30 protein-coding genes are annotated in these 26695 nt (G+C 49.3%); all 30 read right to left on the bottom strand.

Annotation, left to right across the window (positions count from 1 at the left end; translation table 11 throughout):
- Window positions 1-148: 148 nt before the first annotated feature.
- The 30 genes from rsfS to ABXS75_11675 all read right to left on the bottom strand — a co-directional run bounded on the left by rsfS (window position 149) and on the right by ABXS75_11675 (window position 26571).
- Window positions 149-508 (bottom strand): ribosome silencing factor, encoded by a 360-nt coding sequence (rsfS, locus tag ABXS75_11820; protein ID XCP83764.1) that lies wholly within the window; start codon window positions 506-508, stop codon window positions 149-151.
- 18 nt (window positions 509-526) lie between these two features.
- Complete coding sequence (yqeK, locus tag ABXS75_11815; GenBank protein ID XCP83763.1) at window positions 527-1117, bottom strand: bis(5'-nucleosyl)-tetraphosphatase (symmetrical) YqeK; 591 nt, start codon at window positions 1115-1117, stop codon at window positions 527-529.
- The gene (gene nadD / locus ABXS75_11810) at window positions 1098-1730 is read right to left on the bottom strand and encodes a nicotinate-nucleotide adenylyltransferase (GenBank protein ID XCP83762.1); all 633 of its coding nucleotides are present in this window, start codon (window positions 1728-1730) and stop codon (window positions 1098-1100) included. Before nadD ends, yqeK begins: the two co-directional genes overlap by 20 nt.
- A 10-nt stretch (window positions 1731-1740) precedes the next feature.
- Window positions 1741-2031, bottom strand: coding sequence for a ribosome assembly RNA-binding protein YhbY (yhbY, locus tag ABXS75_11805; GenBank protein XCP83761.1), 291 nt, complete (start codon window positions 2029-2031; stop codon window positions 1741-1743).
- Between the two features lie 98 nt (window positions 2032-2129).
- A complete protein-coding gene (gene obgE / locus ABXS75_11800; GenBank protein ID XCP83760.1) occupies window positions 2130-3416 on the bottom strand; it encodes a GTPase ObgE in 1287 nt (428 codons plus the stop codon).
- Between the two features lie 74 nt (window positions 3417-3490).
- A complete protein-coding gene (rpmA, locus tag ABXS75_11795) occupies window positions 3491-3775 on the bottom strand; it encodes a 50S ribosomal protein L27 (GenBank protein ID XCP83759.1) in 285 nt (94 codons plus the stop codon).
- A 4-nt stretch (window positions 3776-3779) separates the two neighbouring features.
- A complete protein-coding gene (locus tag ABXS75_11790) occupies window positions 3780-4112 on the bottom strand; it encodes a ribosomal-processing cysteine protease Prp (protein XCP83758.1) in 333 nt (110 codons plus the stop codon).
- A gap of 12 nt (window positions 4113-4124) precedes the next feature.
- Entirely contained in the window at window positions 4125-4433 is a 309-nt protein-coding gene (gene rplU, locus ABXS75_11785; protein XCP83757.1) for a 50S ribosomal protein L21, read from the bottom strand.
- Window positions 4434-4562: 129 nt separating this feature from the next.
- On the bottom strand, window positions 4563-4985 hold the full coding sequence (locus ABXS75_11780) for a CBS domain-containing protein (protein XCP83756.1): 423 nt from the start codon (window positions 4983-4985) through the stop codon (window positions 4563-4565).
- Between the two features lie 68 nt (window positions 4986-5053).
- Complete coding sequence (locus tag ABXS75_11775) at window positions 5054-6373, bottom strand: aspartate kinase (protein ID XCP83755.1); 1320 nt, start codon at window positions 6371-6373, stop codon at window positions 5054-5056.
- A 196-nt stretch (window positions 6374-6569) separates the two neighbouring features.
- Window positions 6570-7058: a Cys-tRNA(Pro) deacylase gene (gene ybaK, locus ABXS75_11770; GenBank protein XCP83754.1), complete on the bottom strand. Its 489-nt coding sequence runs from the start codon at window positions 7056-7058 to the stop codon at window positions 6570-6572.
- Entirely contained in the window at window positions 7051-8238 is a 1188-nt protein-coding gene (locus ABXS75_11765) for a ribonuclease E/G (GenBank protein XCP83753.1), read from the bottom strand. Before ABXS75_11765 ends, ybaK begins: the two co-directional genes overlap by 8 nt.
- Window positions 8238-8939: a TIGR03936 family radical SAM-associated protein gene (locus ABXS75_11760; protein XCP83752.1), complete on the bottom strand. Its 702-nt coding sequence runs from the start codon at window positions 8937-8939 to the stop codon at window positions 8238-8240. The genes ABXS75_11765 and ABXS75_11760 overlap by 1 nt, the downstream gene beginning before the upstream one ends.
- Window positions 8923-10788 (bottom strand): TIGR03960 family B12-binding radical SAM protein, encoded by a 1866-nt coding sequence (locus ABXS75_11755; protein ID XCP83751.1) that lies wholly within the window; start codon window positions 10786-10788, stop codon window positions 8923-8925. Before ABXS75_11755 ends, ABXS75_11760 begins: the two co-directional genes overlap by 17 nt.
- A 66-nt stretch (window positions 10789-10854) precedes the next feature.
- Window positions 10855-11967, bottom strand: coding sequence for a hypothetical protein (locus tag ABXS75_11750; protein ID XCP83750.1), 1113 nt, complete (start codon window positions 11965-11967; stop codon window positions 10855-10857).
- A 167-nt stretch (window positions 11968-12134) separates the two neighbouring features.
- The gene (locus tag ABXS75_11745; GenBank protein XCP83749.1) at window positions 12135-12437 is read right to left on the bottom strand and encodes a hypothetical protein; all 303 of its coding nucleotides are present in this window, start codon (window positions 12435-12437) and stop codon (window positions 12135-12137) included.
- A gap of 301 nt (window positions 12438-12738) precedes the next feature.
- Window positions 12739-14022 carry a bifunctional phosphoribosyl-AMP cyclohydrolase/phosphoribosyl-ATP diphosphatase HisIE gene (gene hisIE, locus ABXS75_11740; protein ID XCP83748.1) on the bottom strand — a complete coding sequence of 428 codons (1284 nt, stop codon included), beginning with the start codon at window positions 14020-14022 and terminating at the stop codon, window positions 12739-12741.
- 16 nt (window positions 14023-14038) lie between these two features.
- Complete coding sequence (gene hisB / locus ABXS75_11735) at window positions 14039-14629, bottom strand: imidazoleglycerol-phosphate dehydratase HisB (GenBank protein ID XCP83747.1); 591 nt, start codon at window positions 14627-14629, stop codon at window positions 14039-14041.
- Window positions 14630-14631: 2 nt separating this feature from the next.
- A complete protein-coding gene (hisD, locus tag ABXS75_11730; protein XCP83746.1) occupies window positions 14632-15930 on the bottom strand; it encodes a histidinol dehydrogenase in 1299 nt (432 codons plus the stop codon).
- Window positions 15931-15933: 3 nt separating this feature from the next.
- Window positions 15934-16581 (bottom strand): ATP phosphoribosyltransferase, encoded by a 648-nt coding sequence (gene hisG / locus ABXS75_11725; GenBank protein ID XCP87145.1) that lies wholly within the window; start codon window positions 16579-16581, stop codon window positions 15934-15936.
- 18 nt (window positions 16582-16599) lie between these two features.
- Window positions 16600-17847, bottom strand: coding sequence for an ATP phosphoribosyltransferase regulatory subunit (gene hisZ, locus ABXS75_11720; protein XCP83745.1), 1248 nt, complete (start codon window positions 17845-17847; stop codon window positions 16600-16602).
- A gap of 106 nt (window positions 17848-17953) precedes the next feature.
- A complete protein-coding gene (locus ABXS75_11715) occupies window positions 17954-18487 on the bottom strand; it encodes a Holliday junction resolvase RecU (GenBank protein XCP83744.1) in 534 nt (177 codons plus the stop codon).
- Window positions 18460-19533, bottom strand: a complete 1074-nt coding sequence (locus ABXS75_11710; protein XCP83743.1) for an RluA family pseudouridine synthase — start codon at window positions 19531-19533, stop codon at window positions 18460-18462. The genes ABXS75_11715 and ABXS75_11710 overlap by 28 nt, the downstream gene beginning before the upstream one ends.
- 44 nt (window positions 19534-19577) lie before the next feature.
- Window positions 19578-20153 carry a hypothetical protein gene (locus tag ABXS75_11705; protein ID XCP83742.1) on the bottom strand — a complete coding sequence of 192 codons (576 nt, stop codon included), beginning with the start codon at window positions 20151-20153 and terminating at the stop codon, window positions 19578-19580.
- Window positions 20150-20935 carry an SDR family NAD(P)-dependent oxidoreductase gene (locus ABXS75_11700; GenBank protein XCP83741.1) on the bottom strand — a complete coding sequence of 262 codons (786 nt, stop codon included), beginning with the start codon at window positions 20933-20935 and terminating at the stop codon, window positions 20150-20152. Before ABXS75_11700 ends, ABXS75_11705 begins: the two co-directional genes overlap by 4 nt.
- A gap of 18 nt (window positions 20936-20953) precedes the next feature.
- Window positions 20954-22885, bottom strand: coding sequence for a YgiQ family radical SAM protein (locus ABXS75_11695; protein XCP83740.1), 1932 nt, complete (start codon window positions 22883-22885; stop codon window positions 20954-20956).
- The gene (locus ABXS75_11690; protein XCP83739.1) at window positions 22886-23554 is read right to left on the bottom strand and encodes an HAD family phosphatase; all 669 of its coding nucleotides are present in this window, start codon (window positions 23552-23554) and stop codon (window positions 22886-22888) included.
- Window positions 23548-24363 (bottom strand): pseudouridine synthase, encoded by an 816-nt coding sequence (locus ABXS75_11685; GenBank protein XCP83738.1) that lies wholly within the window; start codon window positions 24361-24363, stop codon window positions 23548-23550. Before ABXS75_11685 ends, ABXS75_11690 begins: the two co-directional genes overlap by 7 nt.
- On the bottom strand, window positions 24360-25769 hold the full coding sequence (locus tag ABXS75_11680; protein XCP83737.1) for an RsmF rRNA methyltransferase first C-terminal domain-containing protein: 1410 nt from the start codon (window positions 25767-25769) through the stop codon (window positions 24360-24362). The genes ABXS75_11685 and ABXS75_11680 overlap by 4 nt, the downstream gene beginning before the upstream one ends.
- Window positions 25770-25803: 34 nt before the next feature.
- On the bottom strand, window positions 25804-26571 hold the full coding sequence (locus ABXS75_11675) for a M23 family metallopeptidase (GenBank protein XCP83736.1): 768 nt from the start codon (window positions 26569-26571) through the stop codon (window positions 25804-25806).
- Window positions 26572-26695: the final 124 nt, after the last annotated feature.

The raw sequence follows: 26695 nt of genomic DNA, 5'->3' as shown, positions 1-26695 counted from the left end.
AAAAAATCACCTTTTCCGATTTTGCAATAGTGCTTGAACAACTTTATTGCTTATAATTGGAGAGGTGATTTTTTATCGCTGTCAGGATATCTAAATAAATTTCCCGTGTACCAATATCTGTCAGACTGTGTGGTCTTCCAGGGCCGTGCTATAAAGAATCCACATCAATGGCCTTTCCGTCACACCAGATTCGCTCTAAATCATAGAATAGCCGGTTTTCCTTGTCAAAAACATGTACGATAATGTCGCCGAAATCCAGGAGCACCCAACTTCCCAAGCCGTAGCCTTCCCGCTGTTTTGCCTCAAATCCGGCTTTGGCAAGCTCCTCTTCCGTGTGATCCACCAGTGCGCGAACCTGGCTTTCGTTAGTTCCATTTGCAATGATAAAATAGTCCGCAAGGACGGAAACGCCTGAGATGTCTATGACACGAACGTCCTCCCCTTTTTTATCGGAAAGTGCCTGACAGGCGATTCTCGCCATCTTTTTTGATAGTTCTTTTTGATCCATTCTTACACCACCCTTTCATTAACTGTTCACTTTTACGTCATGAAGCTGCTTATAAAACAGATATGTTTTTTCTGTCATGGGGTCCACTGTCACGCCTTTGGTATTCAGATAGGTGAGCGTGTCCTCCAGTATTTTAAAGAGGCAGGCGTCAAGATCCACAAAGGCCAGCGCACGTACATCAGTGAGATTCGGAGCCTCGCACCGGCCGGGCTCTATAAAATCTGCAATATAGATGATTTTATCCAAAAGAGACATGGCAGGCCTTCCCGTCGTGTGGGCAGCAATGGCGCGGAGAATCTTTTTATCTTCGATATTATATTTCTTCCATGCCAGAAAAGCTCCCAGTTTCGCGTGCAGAAGCCCCGGATTCTTCATCTCAGCCTCGTTGATATCCAGATGGTACTTCTTACAAAGACGGATTTTTTCGTCGCTGGAAAGGCATTTAGCGCAGTCATGCAGAAGTCCGGCGGTCAGGGCGCCATCCAGATCGGCGCCGTAACGCATAGCCAGACAGCCTGCCGTATGCATCACGCCAATCGTATGATCATAGCGGTCCTTGTCCAGATATCGTTTCACTCTTCTTTTTATCTTATTCAGTTCTTCTTCCATTGTCATCACCCTGGTATAATCCTTGTGTCTTAATATACGAAGCTACTTTAAGCGGAACCTGCGACTGCCAGTTCTCATCTTTAGCGATTTGCTCCCGGATCTCATGGGAAGAAATGTCCATGAGCGGGGTGCGCAAAAGACGGATATCTGCCTGATATTTCTCATTTAAGAACTGAATCCGCGTATTCATCTCATCAGGCGTATCCAGGTCGTCACGGTAAGCGGCAAGAATGACTGCAAGTCCTAAAAGTATCTCCGGGTGCGCCCAGGTCTCGATATCGCACAGGGAGTCCGCCCCGATGATATAATAAAAGGCATGCTGCGGATATTTTTCACGAAAATGTATAAGCGTCCGGTACGTGTAGGATTTATTCTGATTTTCCGCTTCGTATGTGCATAGCTTGAAATAAGGGACATCTGATATGGCAAGACGTGTCATCTCCACCCGCTCAAACGTATCCTTCTGGATAGCAGGGTTCTGCTTGTGGGGAGGATTGCCGTTGGGGAGAAACCATACCTCATCCAGCCCATAGTTACGATAGGCATATTCGGCCAGCATCAGATGTCCGTTATGGATGGGATCGAACGTACCACCCATAATTCCGATCTTCATGGTGAACCTCCTAAGGAAGGACGATCTTCTTCTTGTCGTCCTTTCCCTCTTTATATAATACGATCTTTCTTCCAATGACCTGAACTACCTGAGAACGTGTTCTCTCGCCCAGGAGTTGTCCCAGCTCTTTCGGGTCTTCCAGGCAGTTTTGAAGCACATGAATCTTGATCAGCTCTCTTGCAGTAAGTGCCTCATCTACGGAAGCGGTGACTTCCGGGGTAACGCCGGATTTACCGATCTGCAAAATAGGGTCCATGGTCATGGCAAGGCTTTTTAGATAAGCTCTCTGCTTTGAAGTCATAATTTATTTTGATTCCTTTCTCTTACTTCTATTCTGAACTATTCCGGATGATAGCCGAATATTTTGTGTTATTTCAGATAATAATCTGGCACCCCAAATTATTCCGGATAATAGTCAAACTGTAATCCGTACATCTTTACTGTATCGCCCTCCTGGATTCCGACTGCTTCCAGCTGATCCAGAATCCCGCTTTCCTTCAGGAATCGCTGGAAGAAAGCAAATCCCTTTTCAGAATCCAGATTGGTATATCCCAGCATCTTCTCAATCTTGGGTCCTTCGACAACATACATATCATCGACGTGTTCCACAGTAAACGGAAGATCAATATGAATAATCTCCTCTTCCGGAAAATACTCCTGCTCGAAGACCACAGGGGAAGAATCCATTTTGGAAAGCTCCTCACTTACATAATAGAGAAGTTCCTGGATTCCCTCGCCGGAGACGCCGGAAATCGGGAATACTTTGATTCCCTTCGGCTCAAATTCCTTCCGAAGCCGGTCGACAGGATCCTCGTCCCCCTCGTAGATCAGATCTACTTTATTGGCCGCGATCACCTGCGGGCGAGCGGCAATGGATTCGTTGTATGCGCTAAGCTCTGCGTTGATCTTGTAGACATCGTCTACCGGGTCACGGCCCTCTGTTCCGGCAGCGTCGACCACATGGATCATCATTCGGGTACGCTCTACGTGCCGCAGGAACTCATGTCCCAGCCCCACGCCTTCTGATGCGCCTTCAATCAGCCCCGGTATATCGGCAAGCACGAATCCTTTGCCATTTTCCAGGTCAACGACACCTAAGTTCGGCGTCAGTGTGGTAAAATGATAGTTGGCAATCTTAGGCTGCGCGTTGGTCACTCTGGAAAGAAAGGTGGATTTTCCCACGTTCGGAAATCCAATCAGTCCTACATCGGCGATAACTTTTAATTCCAGGTTCACCCAGAGCTCCTGTGCTGGCTTGCCGGGCTGTGCATATTTGGGCACCTGCATCGTTGCTGTCGCAAAATGCATATTGCCAAGCCCGCCCTTGCCGCCTTTTAAGATCACCTGTCTGGTGTTCCCACCAGACATATCGGCGATAATTTTATTAGATTCGGCTTCCCGGATAATCGTGCCTTCCGGGACCTTAAGGACGATATCTTTTGCGTCTTTTCCGTGACATCTTCTCTTGCCGCCCTGCTCTCCGTCAGGCGCTTTATATTTGGTCTTATGCCGGTAGTCATAAAGGGTATTAAGCCCCTTATCTACCTCGAAGATCACGTCTCCGCCGCGTCCGCCATCGCCGCCGTCAGGGCCGCCGTTGGGAACGTAAAGTTCTCTCCGGAAGCTGGCGTGTCCATCGCCGCCCTTCCCGGAGCGGATATAGATTTTTGCTCTGTCTGCAAACATATGGCTTCTCCTTTCGTCTCACAATTCAAAACAAGGCCCCAAACTAAAAGTTTGAAGCCTCATGGAAATCATGCTTATTCAGCTGCCGGATAGATAGAAACCTGTTTCTTATCTCTACCTTTTCTTTCGAAACGAACAACACCGTCAACCAGTGCGAACAGGGTGTCGTCTCCTCCGCGTCCTACATTCACGCCTGGGTGAATCTTGGTTCCGCGCTGTCTGTACAGGATGTTTCCAGCCTTTACAAACTGTCCGTCTGCTCTTTTGGCACCAAGTCTTTTAGACTCAGAGTCACGTCCGTTCTTTGTAGAACCAACTCCCTTTTTATGAGCAAAAAACTGAAGGTTTAATTTCATCATGGTGTTACACCTCCTCGAATATTAAGTCAATATACGCTGTATAGTCCGGATCATCTTCCAGGCTCTGAAGACCGAGAATCATGGAATCCATGAGCAGTTCTGTCCGCTCCGTGGGATTGCTTAAAATCTGATATTCGATCACGCCGTCCGTATCGTCCGATACCTGAGAGGTATTGGCGTCTGTGAACTGTTCGATCGAATTCATGGTATTCATAACGAGCATGGAAACTGCGGCACATACAATATCGTGTCCCGGCTCCTCAGCTCCTGCGTGACCGCTCGTCCGAAATCCAACGCATTCATTGTTCCTGTTTTTAAAAATAGATACCTGAATCATATCAATTACCGATTATGCATTGATCTTGTCGATCTTAACTTCGGTGTACTGCTGTCTGTGACCATTCTTCTTGTGGTATCCGGTTTTTCTCTTATACTTGTAAACGATAACTTTCTTAGCCTTACCATCACCGATCACAGATGCTTCAACGGTTGCACCCTCAACGGTCGGGGTTCCGACTTTCAGCTCGTCAGCGCTTACTGCAAGTACCTGGTCAAACGTATAAGACTGTCCAGCCTCGACACCAAGCTTCTCTACTCTAATGATATCGCCTTCGGCTACTTTGTACTGTTTACCACCTGTTGCTATAATTGCGTACATATGGCACCTCCTATTATCATTACTCGCCAACTACGGTGCCTGCATGGCAGGGCTTAAAACCTCGTTGTGCGGCATACTGGTATATTATACATCAGTACGCCGCACAAAGTCAACCCATTTTATTAGATTTTATGCAGATTTTTCGGCACAACTTTTTAACCTGTCGTAACAGAAACCGATGATATCCTTCCGGGTCACGATGCCGATAAAGTTCTCCTGGTCATCGACGACCGGTACGAAATTCTGTTCCATGGACCGCATGATCAGATCTTCGATCTTGGAATCGACGCGGACGGCTTTATAGTCCATTCTTCGCGGAATCTTCGTGACAGCAATGTTCTCCGCGTTTTTGATATTCAGAATGTTCAGATCTTTAATCCCCCAGAGAAGATCTCCTTCTGTGATACTTCCTATGTATTTGCCGTCACGGTTAATGATTGGTACCGAGGAATATTTATGGTACTCCATAATCTCCATCGCCTGTCTTAAGGTATGGTAATCATAGATGTAAGCCAGCTCTGCCTTTGGCTTCAAAAAGAATAAAACGTTCATGGTACAGCCTCCTGTTTTATCATTTTGTACATCTATTATTTTACCATATTTCGCCGGAGAAAAGTAGCCTATATCTGCGTGTTTACAAAAATATCATAAATTGCCTGGATCGCCGCCTCAAAATCATGATTGCGCACGCCGATGATGATGTTCAGCTCACTGGAGCCCTGGTCGATCATCTTCACGTTCACATGGGCGTGGGCCAGCGCCGAGAAAATACGTCCGGCTGTACCGCGCGTCTGTCTCATTCCGCGTCCCACTACGGCGATCAGCGCCAGGTCGGATTCCAGCTCAATGTCGTCCGGCTGTACCGCACGGTGGATTCCGGAAATAACCTGCTGCTCATGCTCCTCGAATTCCTCCTGATGGACAAAAATGGTCATCGTATCGATTCCGGAAGGCATATGTTCAAAAGAAATGCCCTGGTCCTCAAAGACGCCCAGCACCTTTCTTCCAAACCCGACTTCCGAGTTCATCATGGCCTTCTCGATCGTGATGGAGGCAAAGCCCTGTTTGCCGGCGATTCCGGTGATGGTGTATTTCGGTTTGCGGCAGGTACCTTCCACGATCAGGGTTCCCTTATCCTCCGGCCGGTTGGTGTTGCGGATATTGATCGGAATTCCTTCTTTTCTTACCGGGAAAATGGCGTCCTCGTGGAGAACGCTGGCTCCCATATAGGCCAGCTCGCGCAGTTCTTTGTAAGTAATCGCTTCAATTCCCTTCGGATTATTGATAATGTGCGGATCTGCGATCAGGAAACCGGAAACATCGGTCCAGTTTTCGTACATATCGGCGTGGATCGCCTTTGCCACAAGAGAGCCGGTCACATCAGAACCGCCTCTTGAGAAGGTCTGAATACTGCCGTCCGGCTTCGCACCATAAAAACCGGGAATCACGACGCCATCGATGCCGTCCAGTCTTGCAGTCAGCAGCTCATTGGTCTTATCCGCAAGGAAATCTCCATTCTCATCAAAGGCGATCACATCTGCCGCATCGATGAACTCAAATCCCAGATAAGCCGCCATAATCTTTCCGTTTAAGAATTCTCCACGGGAAGCTGCGTACTCTCTGCCGATCTTTCTGCCAAAATCCTGCCGTATGGTCTCGAATTCTTTATCAAGGCTCAGGTCAATACCCAGTTCATCGATAATCTCCTGATATCTCGCCTGAATGTCCGCTAAAAGGTCTGTAAATTTCTTTTCCCGCAATGCCGCTCCGTAGCATTTGTAGAGCATGTCCGTCACCTTGACGTCCTCCGGATAACGTTTGCCGGGAGCAGACGGAATCACATATCTTCTGGATTTGTCATCACGAATGATTTTTCCTACTTTTTTAAACTGCGCCGCATCGGCAAGAGAACTGCCGCCAAACTTTACTACCTTCTTCATCGTCTTTGTATCCTCCGTCTCAACTCATTCTCAATTTCTTTTTATACTTTATTACGCTAAAACGGAAAATGCAACTATTTTTTGCTATAAACAGACAATTTCATCTATTCTGCATAATAGATGAAATATTTTTCCTGTTTCCTTTTACATTTCTGCATAGCAACTAAACGGGGCTTTAGTGTATGATTGAGATTCATCATAATACCTTGTAGATCACATCTGCGAATTTGGCCTGGCTTACCGCGGCCAGATCGTCCGGCGACAAAGTAAGCTGCGCCCCGATTTTACCGGCGCTTACGTGGATTCTGGCAAATGAGTGGGCACTTTCGTCGATCACCACCGGAAAATTCTTTTTCATGCCGATAGCCGTACAGCCGCCCCGTACATAGCCCGTAAGCGGCGTCAGTTCTTTTAAATGTAGCATCTCCAGGGACTTCTCCCCTACCGCTTTTGCCGCCTTTTTAAAATCGATTTCGGCTTCGATCGGAAGAACGAACACATAGTGTTCCCCGCTTTTTCCCGTGGTCACAATGGTCTTATAGACCTCCTTGTGGGGAAGTCCCAGCTTATCGGCTGTCTCGATTCCGTCCGTAAATTCCTCGCATTCATAGGAACGGAAGTCATAAGCAATTTTCTTCTTATCTAAGATACGCATGGCATTTGTCTTTACTTCTTTTTTACCCATATAAACTCTCCTTCAGTGTTTTATATACCTTCTTTCGGGTAATCTCTACAAGCTGCAGAGCCGTCATATCCACCACGTTTCCCGGATTGGGGTCCCGGGACAGCTCCTGCCTTAAGTAGTGAAGCAGCTCCTTTTGTTCTTCTTCGGAATTCAGGTTAATGAAATCAATCAGAATAATCCCGCTAAGATTCCGAAGACGGATCTGTCTGGCACATTCCCTGGCAGCCTCCTGGTTAATCTGGGGAAAATAGGCTTTCTTCTTCTGGCATTTGCCGGAATTGACATCGATTACGGTGAGTGCCTCCGTCGGCTCGATCACCAGATAGGCGCCGGAATTTAACCAGACTCGTTCCTTTAACGCCTCGTCGGTGATGCGTTCCAGATTATAACATTTTGCCAGCGGATAAGAGGCGTCCGTGTAGGCCCTAAGTTTTCCAAGGTCCTCCGGCTGCTCCTCCTGAAGGTAGGTCTGTACCTCCTGATATAATTGATCGGAGCCTTCCTGTTTTTCTACGACGATTTCGGAAAGACCCTCCTGATAGATATCTCTTAAGACTGCGATGCACGGAGACGCCGCGCCGCGCACCAGGCTAAAGCAGGTCCGCATTCGTCCGTAGGTCAGTACGTTTTGCATGCTTTGGGATAGTTTTCGGATCTCCGATCGAATCAGTTCATCGGAAGCAGCTTTGGCGTTGGTCCGAAAAATGATGCCAAATGCTTCGTCGGCATATTCTATGCCAAGTTTCTCCAGCTCGGCTCTACGCGCGGGAGATAATTTGGCCGACACGCCGATGGTGCGGTTACCGGAAGTCAGAACCACGTATTTCCCTGTAAAATTCAGATTCCCGGTCACGACCGGCTGTTTGGTCTTTACCGCTTCCTTCTGCACCTGCACCAGAAGCTCATCACCGACACAAAAAGGCTTCTTTCCGGCCTTGGAGGTGAAAACAGGTTCGTATTTTTCGGACAGGGAATAATAGCAGAGAACGCCCTTTCCAATTTCCACAAAGGCCGCAGAAATATTGGGTAAGATTTTCTGAATCTTTCCCACATAGATCTCGCCCACGCGGCAGGCACTCTGGCTGGCGTAATGCAGTTCCACCGCCTTACCATCCTCAAAAAGAGCAGCCAGCTGCCGGTCCTTACATTCACAAATTACAAGTTTCCGTCCGGTCTCCATTAGACAATCTCCCATCCCAGGGCGTCAAGCGGCACAAAATGAGGGCTGCCTTCCTCACCGATATCCGCATAATTCTCGATTCGGTGCTGGGCAAATACGATATCCTCCTGTAAGCCAAGGAACAAAAGGAACGCCTCGGTCACCAGCTCCGGTTTCAGATTCTGCGCACTGCCTGCAGCGACCTTCATATAAATAGACGGTCCCTGCGCTTTCAGTTCGTAGATCAGGGGACGGATGTTGACCTCTTTTTCGCTCTTTTTTGTCGCTTTCAGAACCGTAATCGTTTCCTGATGGTAGAATTCTTCCAGTTTTTTCTCCCAGCCGTCGGGCAAGGCGCCTTTTCGCGGGGTGGACAGGTAGGAAGCGCCTGCAACGATGGACATTCCTTTATTTTTCTTGTCATCGGGAATCTCCACAAAGCTTAGGACTTCCATGCCCTCCACCATCTGGGCGTTCAGACGCCCTACCGCCTCGCTGCTTGAGATCGGCTCTTTCAGTTCGATATCGAAGTATTCCCCGTCGCTTGTAAGTCCCACGCCCAGCGGGTTGGCAAAGGACATGATCATATGGGGGCTGTATCCTCCCGAAAATGCGATGGGAATCCGGGCGCGCCGGATCGCTTTTTGAAAATAGCGCATCACGTCCAGATGACCGATGAATTTCATGATTCCATATTTGCGAAATTTAATGCGTACCTTCAAAGCAGACACCTCCCTTGTAGCTTGCCGCGCCGCAGCCGGAACACTGTTCCCGGCAATTAGGAGTGACCTCTGCGGCCATGGCCTTCTCCCATTCTTTTCTCAAAAATTTCTTTGTCACGCCACAGTCAATAAAATCCCAGGGGAAGATTTCATCTGCTTCCCGTACTCTTAGGTTATAAAAATCGGTAGTCATCTTCATATTTTCAAAAGCCTGTATCCACAAATCATAGCGGAAATACTCGTCCCAGGAGTCATAGAGGCACCCGAGCCGGTAGGCTTCTTCCAGGACCTTGCCCATATTACGGTCGCCTCTGGCAAAAACGCCCTCCAAAACGGTCAGTTCCGCCGTATGCCAGTTGTATTTCAGGCTTTTTCGGTTTAACTGATCACGCATGGCTTCCTGCACGACCTGTGCCCGGTGGATATATTCCTCAAAGGGGCACATCACGGCCCACTGCAGGGGCGTAAACGGTTTGGGGACGAAGAAGGAACTGCTGGCGGTGATCTGACATTTTCCATGGCGCTGTTCTTTGGGAATCTCATAATATCTCCGCGCCACTTTATCTGCAAGAACTGCGATTCCCCTCATATCTTCTTCCGTCTCGGTGGGAAGACCCAACATGAAATACAGCTTGACCTTAGTCCAGCCGCCCTCGAAAGCCTGCCCTGCGCCCTCCAGAATCTCTTCCTCTGTAAGGCCTTTATTTATCACGTTACGCATTCTCTGGGTTCCCGCCTCCGGCGCGAAGGTCAGACTGCTTTTGCGGATATCCTGTACCTTGCTCATGACATCCAGGGAAAAGGCGTCGATCCGCAGAGACGGAAGGGAAATATTTACGGCCTGATCCTGGAATTCCTCGATCAGGAAGGTGACGATCTCATTCAGCTCGTTATAATCGCTGGAGCTTAAGGAACTGAGTGTGATCTCTTCGTGTCCTGTGTTCCTAAGCATGGCGCGTGCCGTTTCCTTCAGCATATTGATATCCCGCGGACGGGCAGGACGGTACACCATACCGGCCTGACAGAACCGGCAGCCTCGGATACAGCCCCGCTGAATCTCCAGAACCGCTCTGTCCTGTGTGATCTTAATAAAAGGTACGACGGGCTTTAGCGGATAGGTCGTTTTGGACATGTCAGAAGCTACCTGTCTGCGTACCTTATTCGGTGCGTGTGGATTGTTGGGAATAAAAGAGGCGATGGTACCGTCTTCCTTATACGTGACATCATAAAAGGAAGGGACATAGATTCCCTCTATTTCCGCCGCTATCTCCAGAAAGCTCCTTCGGTCTTTCCCGGAACCCTTCCACTCTTTGTAGACATCAAAGAGTTCATCGTAGACTGTCTCGCCATCTCCGATATAAAAAAGGTCAAAGAAATCCGCCAGCGGCTCCGGGTTGTAGGCACAGGGTCCACCGCCGATCACGAACGGCTGCCCCATCGTGCGGTCTTTGGCGTGGAGGGGGATTTGGGAGAGCTCCAGCACCTGTAAAATATTGGTGTAGCACATCTCGAACTGCAGGGTGACGCCCAGAAAATCAAATTCCTTCACGGGGTCCTGCGATTCCAGTGCAAACAGGGGAATCCCTGTTTTTCGCATCTCTTTGTCCAGGTCTACCCAGGGTGAAAATACTCTCTCACACCAGACATCATCCCTGCGGTTGAACATGTCATAGAGAATCTGCATTCCCAGATGGGACATTCCGATCTCATATACCTCCGGGAAACAGAAGGCAAAGCGGATTTCTATCGCATTCTTGTCCTTTATGACGGAATTCACCTCGCCCCCGATATAGCGGGCCGGTTTTTCAATCTGTAATAATAAATCTTCATCAAGTGCTAATTTTCTCATTGTTTACTAAATTCCATTCTGTATAATTGTCTGCTGTCATATGTTTGATTTACTGCAGTAAACTGCTTATTGTGTCGGCAGCATTGCCATGAACAGCTCCTCCGAATCACTGTCATCAATCTGCATCTCCCAGGAAGAGTTCCGAATAATGTTTACCGTCATTTGGGATGGTTCCCCGTTTACCGGCGTTTCCGCGTGCTGCTCCATCAAAGTAAGAAGTCCTTCAATGAGCTGCGCTTCACTACTGTATTTCCCGCTCTCTGCATTGGAAAGCAGATCCTCGAAGCATTTTTGAAGGGCCAGATTTGGCGTGTAGTTGATGACGGCGGTATAACTGGAAGAGTCTACCTGCTGAATATTTCCTACCTCATAGATTGTGTTTGCCATAATTTTCTTAAGAGCAGTAAGATAACGAGTCTCTTGTTCGTCTGTCAAGTCCACATCGTTTGGCAGAGCCTGCTCGTACATTTCATCAATCTCCTTTTGTGCCTCCTCATCTGTCATCCCGGTCTGTCTGGCATATTCGGTATAATCTCCCTTGAACATGGCGTCCTGACAGGATTTGACATAGGCTTTCATGTTCACGCTTCCGTCGGCCTGTACATAGGGTGCAGAAGCATTGACCAGCATGACCTTCACTGCGGTAAGGAGCTCGTCCTCCTTTTGCGTGTAGGTGCCGTCTTTGTAGGAAAGCCGGAAGGAAGCGGTCAGTTTGTCCGAATAAACGGGCGATGCGAGTGCTTCAGTGGATAGCTTCAGGATCTCGTGCATCTCCTCCGTGAGATTCTCAGCCTTGGCGGTATTCATATATTCGTTTACCGGGTCCGTGGTAGTAAGCCGGATATCAAGTGGCTCGATTTCTACGGTCACTTTGTATTCATTTTGCTGTTTTTTCTCCTCATTGACGGAATATTTGATATGTCCGCATGCTTCCTTCAGAAAAGTGAGATACTCTTCTTTTAACTCCTCCGGGAAGTCTTCTACGCCGTTGGTATCCAAATCTTCCTCCAATACCTCGTTTAACATCTCATCCAGTTTCTCGTATTCCCCTTTTTGCACTTTCTCCAGTTCAGCTTTGATGTAGGCGTCCGCCGGTTCGCGTTTCTTGCAGCCCGCGAGCGTCATGGCTGCTATGGCGCCAAGAATAAGAAGTACAAAAACATTCTTAAATCTTTTCATGTGTGGTTCCTCCTCGTAATGATTCTTCTTTCATTATACTCTAACGTTATTTAAAACTCAATTCTTTTGAAAATGCACACTCACAACAAATTTATTTCCGCACTTATTTTAAAAACGATATGAATACCATTAGGTTGTAATATTAAGTCAGTAAGTTCTTCGATTCTCTATTTAAAAATCTTATTTAAGGAGAAATCCGGCTGGTTTTGGATCTGGGACACAATCTGAGACGGTTTTAGCTTCCAGATTTTCTCTCCCTGGTAATCGGCCGAGGCAAAGATGACAAACAGAAGAAGGCTGATGAAAATGCGGGCCCCTAGGCTGGAGCTGCCTTCCGTCTTCGCATCTTCCCCATAGAGAAAATGATTTGCCGCGCTGTAACGCGGGTGAACGGCCGGAATCTGGGAGGTCCGGTAGAGGTTTCGGGTTTCTCTTAAAAGCTGCTCTCTTCTTTTCTGGGAATCATTCATATGGAGGTACTCCTTTCCTGAATATAAGTTGATTTTTTGAAGGATTAAAACATATTTATTGGATTATCCTAACAGTATGTTGAAAATGTTTGTGCGCCATTTCTCCATGTAAATAAAGCACGGTGGACATTATTTCAGGTGTGCTTGGCAATTAAAAAAGCAGGACATTTACGCCTTCTTAAGTATATGCCCTGCCTATTCTTAAATATGTTTTCCCAATAAAACAGTAGACCGATTTTTAGGTCACCGCTCCAGCCATTGGGTTTCCATTCACCGCATTTTCAAAAAATAATTCTTCACCCTATCTGTCAGCCAATTCCTTAATAATATCTTCCCAGGTGATTCCTTTTTCCACCATGAGTACCATCACATGATACAGGAAATCAGAGACCTCGTACTTGACTTCCTCCGGATTGGGGTTCTTGGCCGCGATCACGATCTCCGTAGCCTCCTCTCCCACCTTTTTCAGGATCTTATCAATTCCCTTCTCGAACAGGTAATTGGTATAAGAACCTTCCTTTGGGTTTGACTTTCTGTCCTGAATCGTCTGGTAGACACTCTCGAACACCTGGAGCGGGTTCGTCTCGTCATAGTCGTTTCCGACGACAGGCTGGAAGAAACAGGTAGGGTTGCCGGTATGACAGGCGGCGCCGACCTGGTCTACCTTGGCAAGAAGGGTATCCTTATCGCAGTCGATGGTCATGGATTTGACATACTGATAATGTCCGCTGGTCTCACCCTTGATCCAGAGACACTGGCGGCTCCGGCTGTAGTAAGTCATCTTGCCGCTTTTTACGGTCTTGTCGAAGGCTTCCTTGTTCATGTAAGCCACCATCAGGACTTCCGAGGTCTTGTAGTGCTGTACGACGACCGGAAGAAGCCCGTCGGAATTCAGTTTAAATTCGGAAAATTCCATCATACTCTCGAAGGAAGTCATGCGTATGCCTTCCTCAGTGCATTCCGCTTTATAGGCGTTATAATCCATTCCCTTCTGGCTGACAAAGCGTCCGGAAAGACCTTTTACTCCGGGACATTTTAAAATCTTGAACAGTTCATGCTTTTCCAGCGTATCCGTCACCACCACACAGGGGATATCCGTGATATTCATCACCGAATTTAAGTCCAGCCGGTGCATGAACACGATCTCGGAGCTGTAATTTTGTATGAGATGCTGCTGTTTGAACAATGTGTCAAAATCGTTCAGAGAAACAGCGATTTTTTCTTTGCCGAACCGTTTTGCGGTATCTTCTATCAGAGCCAGGGAATCCGGTTTGGAGAAATTCAGCATGGCGCGTTTGGCACCTGCATAGAGAATTTTCTTCACATCTTCCTGGCGCCTTATATTTCCTCCTGCGACCATGGGAATGCGGATTACCCGGTTTATTTTCTTCATCAGATCAATGGACTCGTCGTGCTCCTGGTCAGACTGGGACAAATCAAATACCAGCAGCTCGTCGGCCCCTCTGTCACTATACTGTTTTGCCAGGCCCACTACATCGTCGGATACGACCTCCATGTTATCGAACCAGGTCACTGCTTTGCCCTTGTAGATAAAAATACAGGGGATTAATCTTTTATAACTCATTTCATCTAAACTCCTTTTACAAACTTCCCTTTGTAGACCAGATATCCTGCATACGCGGCTCTGCCATGGTTGCCATATCGAGCGCTTTTCCAAAGGCTTTGAACAGCGCTTCCGCCATGTGGTGATTGTTTCCCGGATCCACGATCTTAAGGTGCAGGTTCATAGCTGTGCTGTACGAGACGGCGTAGAAAAATTCCCGGAACATCTCCGTGTCCATCTCCCCGATCTTCGGCACGGTAAATGCGGCCTGATAGTTCAGATACGGGCGTCCGGACAGGTCGATGGCGGAAAGAGCCAGAACTTCGTCCATCGGAAGCAGAAAATATCCATAGCGCCTGATGCCCTTCTTATCCCCAAGAGCCTCGCTTATTGCGCGCCCCAGAACAATGCCGGTATCTTCCACCGTATGATGGCAGTCGACATTAAGATCGCCCTCTGCCTGTATGGCAAGGTCAAATAATCCGTGTCTGGCAAAACCGGATAACATATGGTCAAAGAAACCGATTCCGGTTGAAATATCGGTCTTCCCGGTGCCGTCCAGATTAAGATGCACCGTGATCTTCGTCTCTTTTGTGCTTCGCGTGCACACGGCAGTTCTTGCATTCACTTCTATTCCTCCTCTTCAAAGCGCACATGCACGGAGTTGGCATGAGCGGTGAGTTGTTCTGCGTTTGCAAAGGTCTCGATATCCTTATGCACTTCCCGAAGCGCTTCCCGCGAATAGGAAATAATACTGGATTTTTTCACAAAATCGTCTACGGAAAGCGGGGAGAAGAACTTTGCGGTACCATTCGTGGGAAGAATGTGATTCGGGCCGGCAAAATAATCACCCAGCGGCTCGCTTGCATATTCTCCGATGAAAATAGCTCCGGCGTTCCGAATCTTGGTCATCACTTCGAAGGGCTCCTTTGTCTGGATTTCCAAATGCTCGGAAGCGATCTCATTTGCCGCGTCAATAGCCTCGTCCATGGAGTCCGCGACCAGGATATAGCCGTAATTATCCAGGGACTTTGCGATGATCTCAGAGCGGGATAATACCTTAAGAAAGCCGTCCACTTCCCTGGAAACCGCCTCCGCAAGGCTCTGGCTCGTGGTGACAAGAATCGCGGAAGCCAGTTCGTCATGCTCCGCCTGGGATAAAAGGTCCGCCGCTACGTAGCGCGGATTCGCGCTCTCGTCTGCAATGACCAGAATCTCGCTCGGTCCTGCAATGGAGTCAATGCTGACGTGTCCATAGACCGCCTTTTTGGCAAGGGCCACATAGATGTTGCCGGGGCCTACGATCTTATCTACCTTTGGAATACTCTCGGTTCCGTAAGCAAGTGCGCCGATTGCCTGCGCACCGCCCACTTTATAGATGCGGTCCACGCCTGCCTCTTTCGCAGCGACCAGTGTGTTGGCGCTTACGCGGCCGTCTTTTCCGGGCGGTGTGACCATGATAATCTCCTCTACGCCTGCGACCTTGGCCGGCATGACGTTCATGAGTACGGAGGAGGGATAAACCGCCTTTCCGCCGGGTACGTAGACGCCTACCCGCGCAAGGGGCGTCACCTTCTGACCGAGAATCGTACCGTTTCTCTGGCTGTCGAACCAACTGTTCTGCTTCTGCTTGGCATGGAAACTCTCGATATTGTGAAGGGCCTTGCGGATCACCGCAAGAAGCGCCTCATCTACTTCGTCATAAGCTGCCGCAATCTCATCTGCGGTCACTAGGATTGTCTCAGCATTTATGTCAGCGTGGTCAAACTTGCGGGTATAGTCAAATACTGCTGTATCCCGCCTCTCCCTGACGTCCTTAAGAATCTCCTGCACGCCGGCTTCGTATTCCACGTAGCTTGACGGGCTTCTTTTCAGAAGATCCTCCAGAAGATTTTCTTTGGTCTCTTTATTCAGCTTTCGTATTCTCATCGTCTATGCCTCTCCTTTCAAAAGTGTCCGAAGATCGGTGAGCAGCCTTCGAATGCGCTCATTCTCCAGACGCATACTGACCGGATTCACGATCATTCGCGCAGATAACGGACACACCTCTTCCAGTACCTTCAGTCCATTCTCCTTCAAGGTAGAACCGGTCTCCACGATATCCACAATGACTTCGGAAAGTCCTACGATGGGAGCCAGCTCAATGGAGCCGTTCAGCTTAATGATCTCCACGGTTTGATGCTTGGTGTTATAAAAATAATCCTTGGCGATTCCGGGATATTTGGTCGCCACCCGGATCCTCTCGTGGTTCTTCAGGTAAATGCCGGCCTCCTCGGGACCACAGACACACATTCTGCATTTGCCAAACCCTAAGTCCAGTACCTCATGCACTTTTCTTCCGGCTTCCAGGATCGTATCCTTTCCCACTACTCCTATGTCCGCCGCACCATACTCCACATAGGTCGGAACGTCCGGACCTTTGGACAGGAAAAACCGCAGTTTTAATTCTTCATTTACAAAAATCAGTTTTCTGGAATTTTTGTCCTTCATCTCTTCACAGGTGATGCCGAGGGCTTCCAAAAGTTCCAGAGTCTGGTTCGCCAGCCTCCCTTTGCAGAGGGCGAACGTCAAATATCGCATATCACTCATTGGTCTTACCTACTTTTCGCTTTTTACTACTTTCTGTTCTCCGGTGCTTAAGTTGTACATTCGTATCTGACCGGTTCCCAGAAGATATACCATGCTGCCGCCCAGATTCTTCCTGTCGTGCTCCAGATAGAAATCCACAGATTTTTCCGGATCGCGCATCAAAAGCTCCGTGTTCTTTCCCTTGCTCCGAAATTCACGGGCGAGGAGAACCGCCTCCTGCTGTCTCGTCTCATCGTAGAGCACCAGTGTATTATTACGCGGAAGGTCAACCTTTACCTTCTGGCGCGTCAGGGCGCTCATCAGTTCGTCGATCACGATGGCAAATCCGATGGACGCCGTCTCCTGGCCGAATTTTTCGATGAGGTGGTCATAACGCCCGCCTTTTACCACGGCGTCTCCGGTGCCATAGGTATAGGCGCGGAAAATAATGCCGGTATAGTAGCCGTAGGTCCCGCTCATGCTGAGGTCAAAGGTGATGTAATCTTCCATGCGGTAATCCTTTAAAAGGGCGTAGGTCTGTTCCAGACGCTTGATGGCTTTGAGTGCGCTTCCGTTCGGGGCGATCTTCTTAGCTGCGTCCAGGACCTCTGCTCCGCCCACCAGATCCGGGAGGGTATCAAAGGCTTCCCGGGTGCTTGCCTTTACATTCTCCCCGGCAAGCAGCTCGTCGACGCCGAAATAATTACGGTTCGACACCAGCTCGCGGAGCCGCATTTCCGTCTCCTCATCTACCTCGGTGTCCTCGATCATGCTCCGGAAAAATTCGGCGTTTCCCACATTGATCTGAAATTCTTCCAGTCCGGCCTTTTTCATACAGTCGATGACCATGGCCAGCATCTCTGCGTCTGCCGCCGCGCTGTCAAGACCTAAAAGCTCTGCGCCCATCTGGGTCGTCTCGCGCAGGCGTCCCTGATAGATGGAATGGTTGATGAAGGTATTTCCCATGTAACACAGCCGTGCGGGAAAATCCTCCCTGGCAAGAAGGGTCGCGGCAACTCGCGCGATCTGCGGGGTAATATCCGGTCTGAGTACCAGTGTATTCCCCTCCCTGTCAAAAAATTTATATAATTCCTTGGAAGGAATGGTTCCAATCTCTTTTCGGAATACGTCAAAATATTCAAACATAGGAGGTTGAATATCGTGGTATCCGTATAAATGCAGCACCTTGCGGAGCCGGTCAGTAAGCGCGTGCTTCCTGGCGCACTCTTCCTGGTAGATGTCACGAACCCCTTCCGGCGTATGTAATAATTGCTTCATAACTATAATACTCCTCGTTCTGGTCTAGATTGCTCTCTTTGGTACGCTTTACTCTGCTAATTCATTAAACCAATCCCGTACATTATACGAAGTTTCTCTCGAAAAGTCAAGCGCGAAGGTCAAGATCCTTCTGAAGCATCTCAAGATAGGGGACAAATGCGCCTCCCTTCAGCTCCATAAAAAAGGCCGGATCAAGCTCTTCATAGCGTATGCTCTTTCGCCCTCCGTTTTGACTGCGTTCCCAAAAACGAAGGATTTCAGTAAGACGCATATAATAAAGTTCATTTCTGGCGCTAAAATATATAATAATAAATGCGACGCCGTCCTGTTTCTCAAAGTCTTTCATGAACTGCACCTGGTGCGCATGAATGTTGTGAAGCGGAAAGGTATCCACATTACATTCTTTTGCGTCGAAACAGACCGGGATTCCCTGCACGGCGCCGATATAATCTACGGTACTTCTCTGATCAAAATAGGCCAGCGTAATGTGACGGTGTTCCTTATCCATTCTGACCGGGGTGATCGGCGTCGGTATCTTCTGGATCAGGGCCAGCCCCTGATTTAAATAGCGTTCATTCGTGCGGTTGATAAAATCCTCTAAGGTCGAGCCCCTTAGTCCTCTTGAACTCCAGGTTCCCACAGTAGTTTCTCTCCTTCCAGAATCCGGAGCAAAAGCGCAGGAAGATCCGCACAGACTTCCTTTTCTGACAGACCCGAAAGCGCGCCGCCAAGCGGACCAAAACGCAGCTTCCAGGCGTGCAGGAGCTGGTGCTCCAGATGATATTTTTTCTTAAAATATGCGTTGACGGAAGCGTTCCCGTACTTGGCGTCCCCGATGACCGGGTGGCCGATGGAGGCAAGGTGCGCACGAATCTGATGGGTCCGCCCGGTGATCAGGTGCACCTTAAGGAGGGTGGCCCTTTTTCCAAAAGCCAGAGGCGTATAGGAGGTCTCGATTTTCTGTGCGCCCTCCTGAAAAGTAGGCGAAATGTGCACACGGTTCGTATGCGGATCCTTCAGCAGATACCCGCTGATTCTGGCGGGCCGGGGAAGGATCTGATTCACCACGGTCAGGTAGTATTTTTCCATGCTGCGAAGCCGGAACATCTCACCAAGCTGCTGCAGGGCCGCCAGTGTTTTTCCGGCGGTGACAAGTCCGCTGGTATTCCGGTCCAGACGGTTGCAGATCCCCGGTCGGAAGCTTATAAGCTCTGCGGCGGATAAGGCGTGTTTTTGAAGCAGATAGGCGATCACATATTCATTCAGGGAGAGATCAGACGGCAATGCTTTTTGCGACAGCATTCCGGCCGGTTTATTTAAGATCAGTACCTGGTCGTCCTCGTATATTACCTGCAGCTTTGGCAGGTGTCTCATCGCTTTTTGCAGATCAGCCGGAAGAGGGGATTCTTCGGCGGCATTCCTGCTGCTTTCTTTTCCGCCTGCCGGGGCAGCCTTTGCTGTCTGCATTCCGGAAAATTTCGTGAAGGTCTCATCGGATAAGTAAAAACAGATCTCATCTCCAAGGGAGAGCTTCTCGTTTCCTTTTGCCTTCGCGCCGTTCAGGGTAATATTCTTTTTGCGCAGCATCTTATATACAAATCCTTTTGGGGCAGCTTTTAAGTATTTGGACAGCAGTTTATCCATTCGCTGTCCCGCTTCATTAGAAGATACGGTTATCTTCTGCATGCATGTCAACGCTCCTTCTTTTTCAGCGATTTCTTTGGACGGGTCTATAAGGAGATGTCAAGGAGCAGTCTGCTGATCTTCCTTTCAATCCGGCTGTTGTCTTCCTGTTCAACGGAAGCAATATTGTCCATTCCTTCCGCCCGTGCAAGAAATGCGGTATAATCTGTAAATAGTTTTACTGTGACTTTATCCAGTTTCTCCTGTGCCAGCATTGATTTGATATGCCTTGCTGCATAGTGGGTATCAATTCGCTTATCGCTGACATAGCCACAGACAGTCCGGTTATAAATGGCAATGGACTGGATCGGCATAGATTTCCGTTCGCTGGTAAGAATCAGGTCATAAAGAACGGTCAGGTTCCCGGTAACGCCAGCGATTTCCAGTTCCCGCGCTTCGTTGATGGAATGATATGGTGCCATCACGATCAGATTTACCAGGGTACGGCATGCCGGAAGACAGCCTAAGATCGCCACAAGAGTAAGGAGATTCCGCCGCGTTCCGGTGGTTTTATAGCCCACAAATACCAAGCCACCCACCAGCGCGAATTCCAATAAAACTACGATCATCAATAGCGTCTTGCGGGAGCGGATATACCCAGCCTCCCCTTTTTTCGTTCTCATTCCACCTCATCCTCTCGTTTTCTGCAAATATCCATGGCCTTTAAAATCACACTGTGGGGAATGAGTCTTGCTGCTACATTTGCCCCCTTCATGACCGCACCATAGACGGATATTGCCTTTTTCTCTTTTGTATCTAAAAGCGCCTGACGGACCACATCCTGGGGCTTTGCCATCACGGCCGCTTTCATACTGTTTGTCATAGGGCCTGAGATCTGGAAGAACTCAGTGTCCACAGGACCCGGGCACACTGCCGTCACAATGATGCCCCTGTCTGAAAGCTCCGCACCTAAGGAGCGGGAGAAGCTTAAGACATAGGATTTGGTCGCCGCGTAGACGCCAAATCCGCTCTGGGGACAGAAGGCAGCCGCGCTTGCCAGATTGATGATCCGGCTTCCCTTATGCATCCAGGGAAGGCAGGTACAGGTCATCTGGGTGAGGCCCCGACAGTTCAGGTCGATCATATCAAGCTGCACCTTCTTATCCTTTGCCGCAATCTCTTCCACCGTTCCGGTCTTTCCAAAGCCTGCGGCATTCACCAGCATTCTTACATCAGGAGACTGATTTTCCAGACGATTCAGAACCTGCTTGTAGACCAGACCTTCCTGCATGTCTCCGGCAAATACGCGGACATAGCAGGACAGTTCCTTTTTCAGTTCCAGGAGCCGCTCTTCTCTTCGGGCAACGACCCAGATCTCGTCCAGGTTCTTATAAAACCGTTCAATCTGTCTTACGAATTCTCTTCCCATGCCGGAAGAGGCGCCTGTAACAATCGCAATTTTCATACTGCCACCTCATTTCTTTTATTTCTTTTTATTGTTATGGGCACCGGGGCGGCCGTCCCCGGGCCGTTTTGCCTGATGCACATTACGAATCGATTTCTTTTTGGTATGGCCTGAGGTCTCCCGCTTTTCCTGCACCGCTTTCTCCCTGGAGAGTTTTCGCGGGCGGATCAGGCATTTCTCGCCAAATCCGACCAGATCCATTCTTCCTGCTATTTTAAGGGCTTCCATGACCAGGTCATAGTTCTGCGGGTTCCGGTACTGGATCAGCGCCCTCTGCATGGCCTTCTCATGCGGATTCTTCGGAACATATACCGGTTTCATGGTCCGCGGGTCCACCCCGGTATAGTACATGCAGGTCGAGATCGTGGACGGCGTCGGATAAAAATCCTGTACCTGCTCCGGCATGTATCCCAGATCCCGCAGGTACTCCGCCAGCTTTACTGCCTCCTTCATGGTGCTTCCCGGGTGGGAAGACATCAGGTACGGCACCAGATATTGTTTCAGGTTCAGGGATTCATTGATCCGTTTATATTTCTGTGCAAATTTCTGATATATAGCGTGTTTTGGCTTCCCCATCATCTGAAGGACCGGGTCCGCCACATGCTCCGGTGCCACTTTAAGCTGGCCGCTGACATGATATTTGCAGAGCTCTCTGAAAAAAGTGTCGTCCTGATCCGCCAGCAGATAGTCGAAGCGGATTCCCGAGCGGATAAACACCTTTTTGACACCGGGAAGCTTTCTGAGCTTTTGAAGGAGGGACAGATAGTCTTTGTGATTTGCCTCCAGGTTCCGGCAGGGTTCGGGGAACAGGCACTGCTTGCCGGGGCAGGCCCCATGCGTCAACTGTTTTTTGCAGGCCGGTGCACGGAAATTGGCCGTGGGACCGCCTACATCATGGATATAGCCTTTAAAATCCGGTTCCGTCAGAAAGCCCCTGGCTTCTTCTAGCAGAGATTCGTGGCTTCTGGTCTGAATAATCCTTCCCTGGTGGAAGGTCAGGGCACAGAAACTGCATCCTCCAAAACAGCCCCGGTTGCTGATCAGGCTGAACCGTACCTCCTCGATGGCAGGAATTCCGCCAAGTGCCCGGTAGGAAGGGTGATACGTTCTCTGATAAGGAAGTGCATAGACATCGTCCATCTCCTGCTGGCTTAAAGGCTTTGCGGGAGGATTCTGTACGACATACAGATGCTCTGAGTAGGGCTCCACCAGCCGCTTCCCGGAAAATGGGTCTGTATTTTGATATTGTTTATAAAAGCTTCGTGCATAGCAGAGCTTATCACGTTTCAGTTCCTCATAGGATTCCAGCATCACGGCGTCATATACGCTGTCCAGATTCTTCACTTTACAGACGGTCCCGTCAATATAGGTCAGATCCTGGACCTCGATCCCCGCGTCAAGCGCTTCCGCGATCTCAATAATGGAACGCTCGCCCATACCGTAGGAGATCAGATCTGCACCGGAATCCAGAAGGATCGAACGTTTCAGAGAATCCGACCAGTAATCATAATGGGCCAGTCTCCGAAGGCTTGCCTCGATTCCGCCCAGGATGATCGGCGTCTTTTTGTAGGTCTGCCGGATCAGATTCCCATAGACCACTGCTGCGTAGTCCGGGCGTTTTCCCATGACTCCGCCGGGAGTGTAGGAATCCTGGTGTCTCCTCTTCTTGGAGACCGTGTAATGGTTGACCATGGAGTCCATATTGCCGGAGGATACCAAAAATCCCAGACGAGGCTCGCCGAATACGCAGACACTCTCTTTTTTCTTCCAGTCGGGCTGGCTGATCATGCCTACCCTAAAGCCGTGCGCTTCCAAAAGGCGGGTGATGATGGCATGTCCAAATGACGGGTGATCCACATAGGCGTCCCCGCAGACATAGACAAAATCCACCTGCTCCCAGCCCCGCGAGAGCATCTCTTCTCTGGTGATCGGTAAAAATTCCTGACTCATCTATAATACCTCAAATGTATGATTTAATATTTCAAAATAATCCCGGATATAGTAATCTGCCAGATTTCGTTTCTTCGTATCCTGCGGACGGGAAAACCAATCGTCCACTGCACAAACCTTCATTCCGGCATTCTTTCCTGCAAGGATTCCCATAGGGACATCTTCAAATACCAGACATCGGGACGGATCCGCCTTTAATTTGGCGGCGGCATTCAGATAAACGTCCGGCGCAGGTTTTCCTTTTTTGACTTCGCAGCCCGTGCAAATGATGTCGATATAGTTGTCGATTTCCAGCGCCTCAAGCGCCGCCTCCACCAGCTTTCTGTCGTTGCTGGTAGCGATTCCTGTATGGATATCCCGTTTTTTCAGTTCAATTAAGAATTCACGGAGTCCCTCTTTGAGCGGGATTTCATGTGTATATTTGTAGAATGACATCTCATACCATTCTCTCTTTAGATCCTCGACCGTCTTAGGAAGTTCCGGAAACACTTCGAGAAAATATTCTGCGGTCTCGGTATAGCTTTTTCCTTCCATGTTCTCATGGAAATTTTCCGGTACTGTGAGGTGGTAGTTCCGTACATATTCCTCATCTATCTCTACCCAGACTCCCATTGAGTCCACCATGGTTCCGTCCAGATCGAACAGAACCGCATCAATCTGATCTAGCATAATCTGTCTAACTCCTCTTCAGTCAATAGACGGGCCTGGCCTTTTTCCAGGTGCGCATCCAATACCAGGTTGCCCATGGACAGGCGTTTTAAATACAGCACCTGCATTCCCAGGGCCTCAAACATCCGTTTAATCTGGTGATAACGGCCCTCCTGGATTGTGACTAAAACCTCCCTGCACGAAGCGGCCTGGGGATTGTTCCTGGTATTTTCCCTGGCAATAAGCAAAGGGTCACAGAATGTATTTCCCTTTACACTGCCGAGAGGAAGGTTAAATGGGCTTTCACTTAGGGCCTGTCTATCCAGGACCATCAATTCTGCAGGCATGGTCAAAGTGTCGTCACCGATATCGATTCCGGCCCGAAATGCCTCAATCGCCGCCTCGCCCACTTCCTGATCGATTCTGGCGTAATAAGTCTTATTAACGTGCTTTGCCGGGGAGAGCAGGCGGTGGGCCATTTCCCCGTCATTGGTGATGAGGAGCAGCCCCTCCGTATCCTTGTCCAGCCGCCCGACGGGGAAGAGATCCTTCCGTCTGTTCGGACCTAACAGGTCCAGAACGGTGGGCTGCTTCGGGTCTTTCGTGGCGGACAGGACGCCGGCAGGCTTGTGCAACATCCAATATTCCAATCTCCGGTATGTGATCTCTTTTCCGTCGAACCGGACCGTGTCATGTGTCTCGTCAATCTTCATCTCCGGTCTTACAGCCGGAGTCTCACCTACGATAACGCGGCCGCCCCGAATCGCTTTTTTCAGTTCGCTTCTTGTTCCCAGCCCCATATCGGCCAGGTATTTATCTAAACGCATCATGCCGATTGATTCCTCCAGCCCGGAAGATATTTGTTCTTAAGAGTGCCGCCGGAGAGCTTGCCCCAGCCCAGAGGATATCCGTCCACACAGACCAGATGCCATCCGGCAGCTATATCGCCCGCCAGATCAGATACCTCGATGGTCTCGCCCTTCAGATAACGCGCAAGCCTCTCATCGTCAGCGCGAAGGTCCAATGTGCACGCGTACTCTTCTTTCTTAAGCGCCATGGCAAATGCCTGGCTTGGTTCAAACCGTTTTTTCTTTAATTCACCGAGCAAAAGTCCGGTACGCAAAAAACGGATTCCCTTCAGCTCCGGCAGTCCTTCCGGCATATAATAGACACGCTCTCCGTGGATATCCAGGCGGGAAGCGTTAAGTTCCCAGGATACGTTCTTCCAAAATTCCGCCAACTCGTCGGGAACCTTTTTGGGTTTTGGACCTACGCCTTTGCGGGAAATTTGGGTGGGATTTTCCGGCGAAAAATGGGTTCCTTCGTCCTTCTTTTTTAGAAGCGCCAGGAAATGTCCCTCCCCTTTCATGCGGTGCGGGAAGATTCTTACGGTATGGCAAAGTTCCTTCGACCCGCCAGGGATACTCTCCGGAATGCCGGGAGCAAATCCCTCATAGCCTTCTATCGGAAGCACTTCAAATTCCGGATATTCATCAAGAAGGTACTGAATCGTGCCTTCATTCTCCTCAGGGTCAAAGGTACAGGTGGAGTAAAGGATCATTCCACCCGGCCGCAGCATCTGTGCTGCCTGCGTGATGATGCTTCTCTGCAATTTTGCAAAGAAGGACGGACCATGCTCCTCCCATGCTTTTATCATCTTCTTATCCTTTCGGAACATGCCCTCACCGGAGCACGGTGCATCAATCAGGATCTTGTCAAAATATTCCCGAAAATAAGGAATCAGGTCGCCCGGCTCCTCGCTTAGCACCAGCATATTGGAAATCCCGAAGACTTCCAGGTTCTTCAGAAGTCCCTTCGCCCGGGAGCTGCTGATATCGTTGGCGGCAAGTAGCCCCGTGCCTTTGAGGCGTGCCCCTAATTCGGTCGCCTTCCCGCCGGGAGCTGCACATACATCGAGTACCCGGTCATTTTCCGATATAGGAAGACGGCTTGCCGGCGTCATGGCGCTCGGCTCCTGGAGATAGTAAAGTCCTGCAAAATAATAGGGGTGCTTTGCAGGAGAAACCTGCTCCCCGTCGTAATAGAATCCATTTTTAATCCACGGGATCGGGGTCAGCTTAAAGGGGCTTATCACAAGGAACTCTTCCGGTGAGATCTTCGCCGTGTTCACGCGAAGCCCATAATAACGCGGCTCTTCATAGCAGCGGATATACTCTTCAAATTCATCGCCTAAAAGACGCGACATCTTTTCTTCAAAAGCAAGCGGTAAATTCATAATCTTTCCTCCATATCTTTAAAGTATACCATAGTTAGAAGGAACAGGAAAGTTTTTTCTCTTCGATCATCCGCAAAATCCAATAGGGATTGACGCTCGTCTCTTTCTCCTCTGGATAGATATAAATTCCTACATGTAAATGTGTGGCGAACATTCCCGTCGTCCCTTCCGGTCCGTAGCCGCTGTCCCCCATAAATCCCAGAATATCACCGGCGGAAACGGTATCGCCCTCCTCAAGCGCAGCATAGGAATCCAGGTGTGCATAGTAAAAATATCCGCCAGAGGGAGACAGAATCCCAAGACGGTATCCTCCCTTCGGAAGCCAGCCCTTGGAGGCGACGGTCCCGTCTGTCATGCTCACGACCGGATAAAGGCCGGGGCGATCCTCGGAAGCCATCAGATCCGTCCCCTCATGCCCCCGTTTACCGCCGAAGGTGCGCTGGGACAGCCAGGAATCCACGTAGCTTACGGTATAGTCTTTATGGGTGTCTGAGACCGGCACCGGGAAATAGACGACATCATTCCAGATGGCCTCACACGCCTTCTGGAAGCTCTCCCAGGCAGGACGATCCTTCCACATTTGTTTGGTATTTCCGGCAAACAGAGATGATGAAGAAAAAGGAACCGCATTTCTTTTGACCTTGCGGCCATTCCAGTGATCCAGAATATAAAGGCCGGCCGCTTCGCCTCGCTTTTCCGTGGGAAACTCTCTCAGCTCCGTAATCTCCTTTTCCGACAAACGATGACGGCGGAATTCATTAGAAAAAAGCGTCTGGTCATTCAGGAGATTCTTCCTTCCCAAAGAAGACGCATAATCCGCCCCGACTACAATAAAGAAGGCAGCCGTAAACAGGGACAGGAGGAGAAAATAAGGAGGCTTTGAGAGCTTGGGAAGTTTTTGGGGACCAGGAGGCTTTGAAAATTTT

Origin of the sequence: Roseburia hominis, assembly GCA_040702975.1 — a bacterium.
Lineage (GTDB): Bacteria > Bacillota > Clostridia > Lachnospirales > Lachnospiraceae > Allocoprococcus > Allocoprococcus hominis_A.
This window is presented reverse-complemented; position numbering and strand designations above follow the sequence as displayed.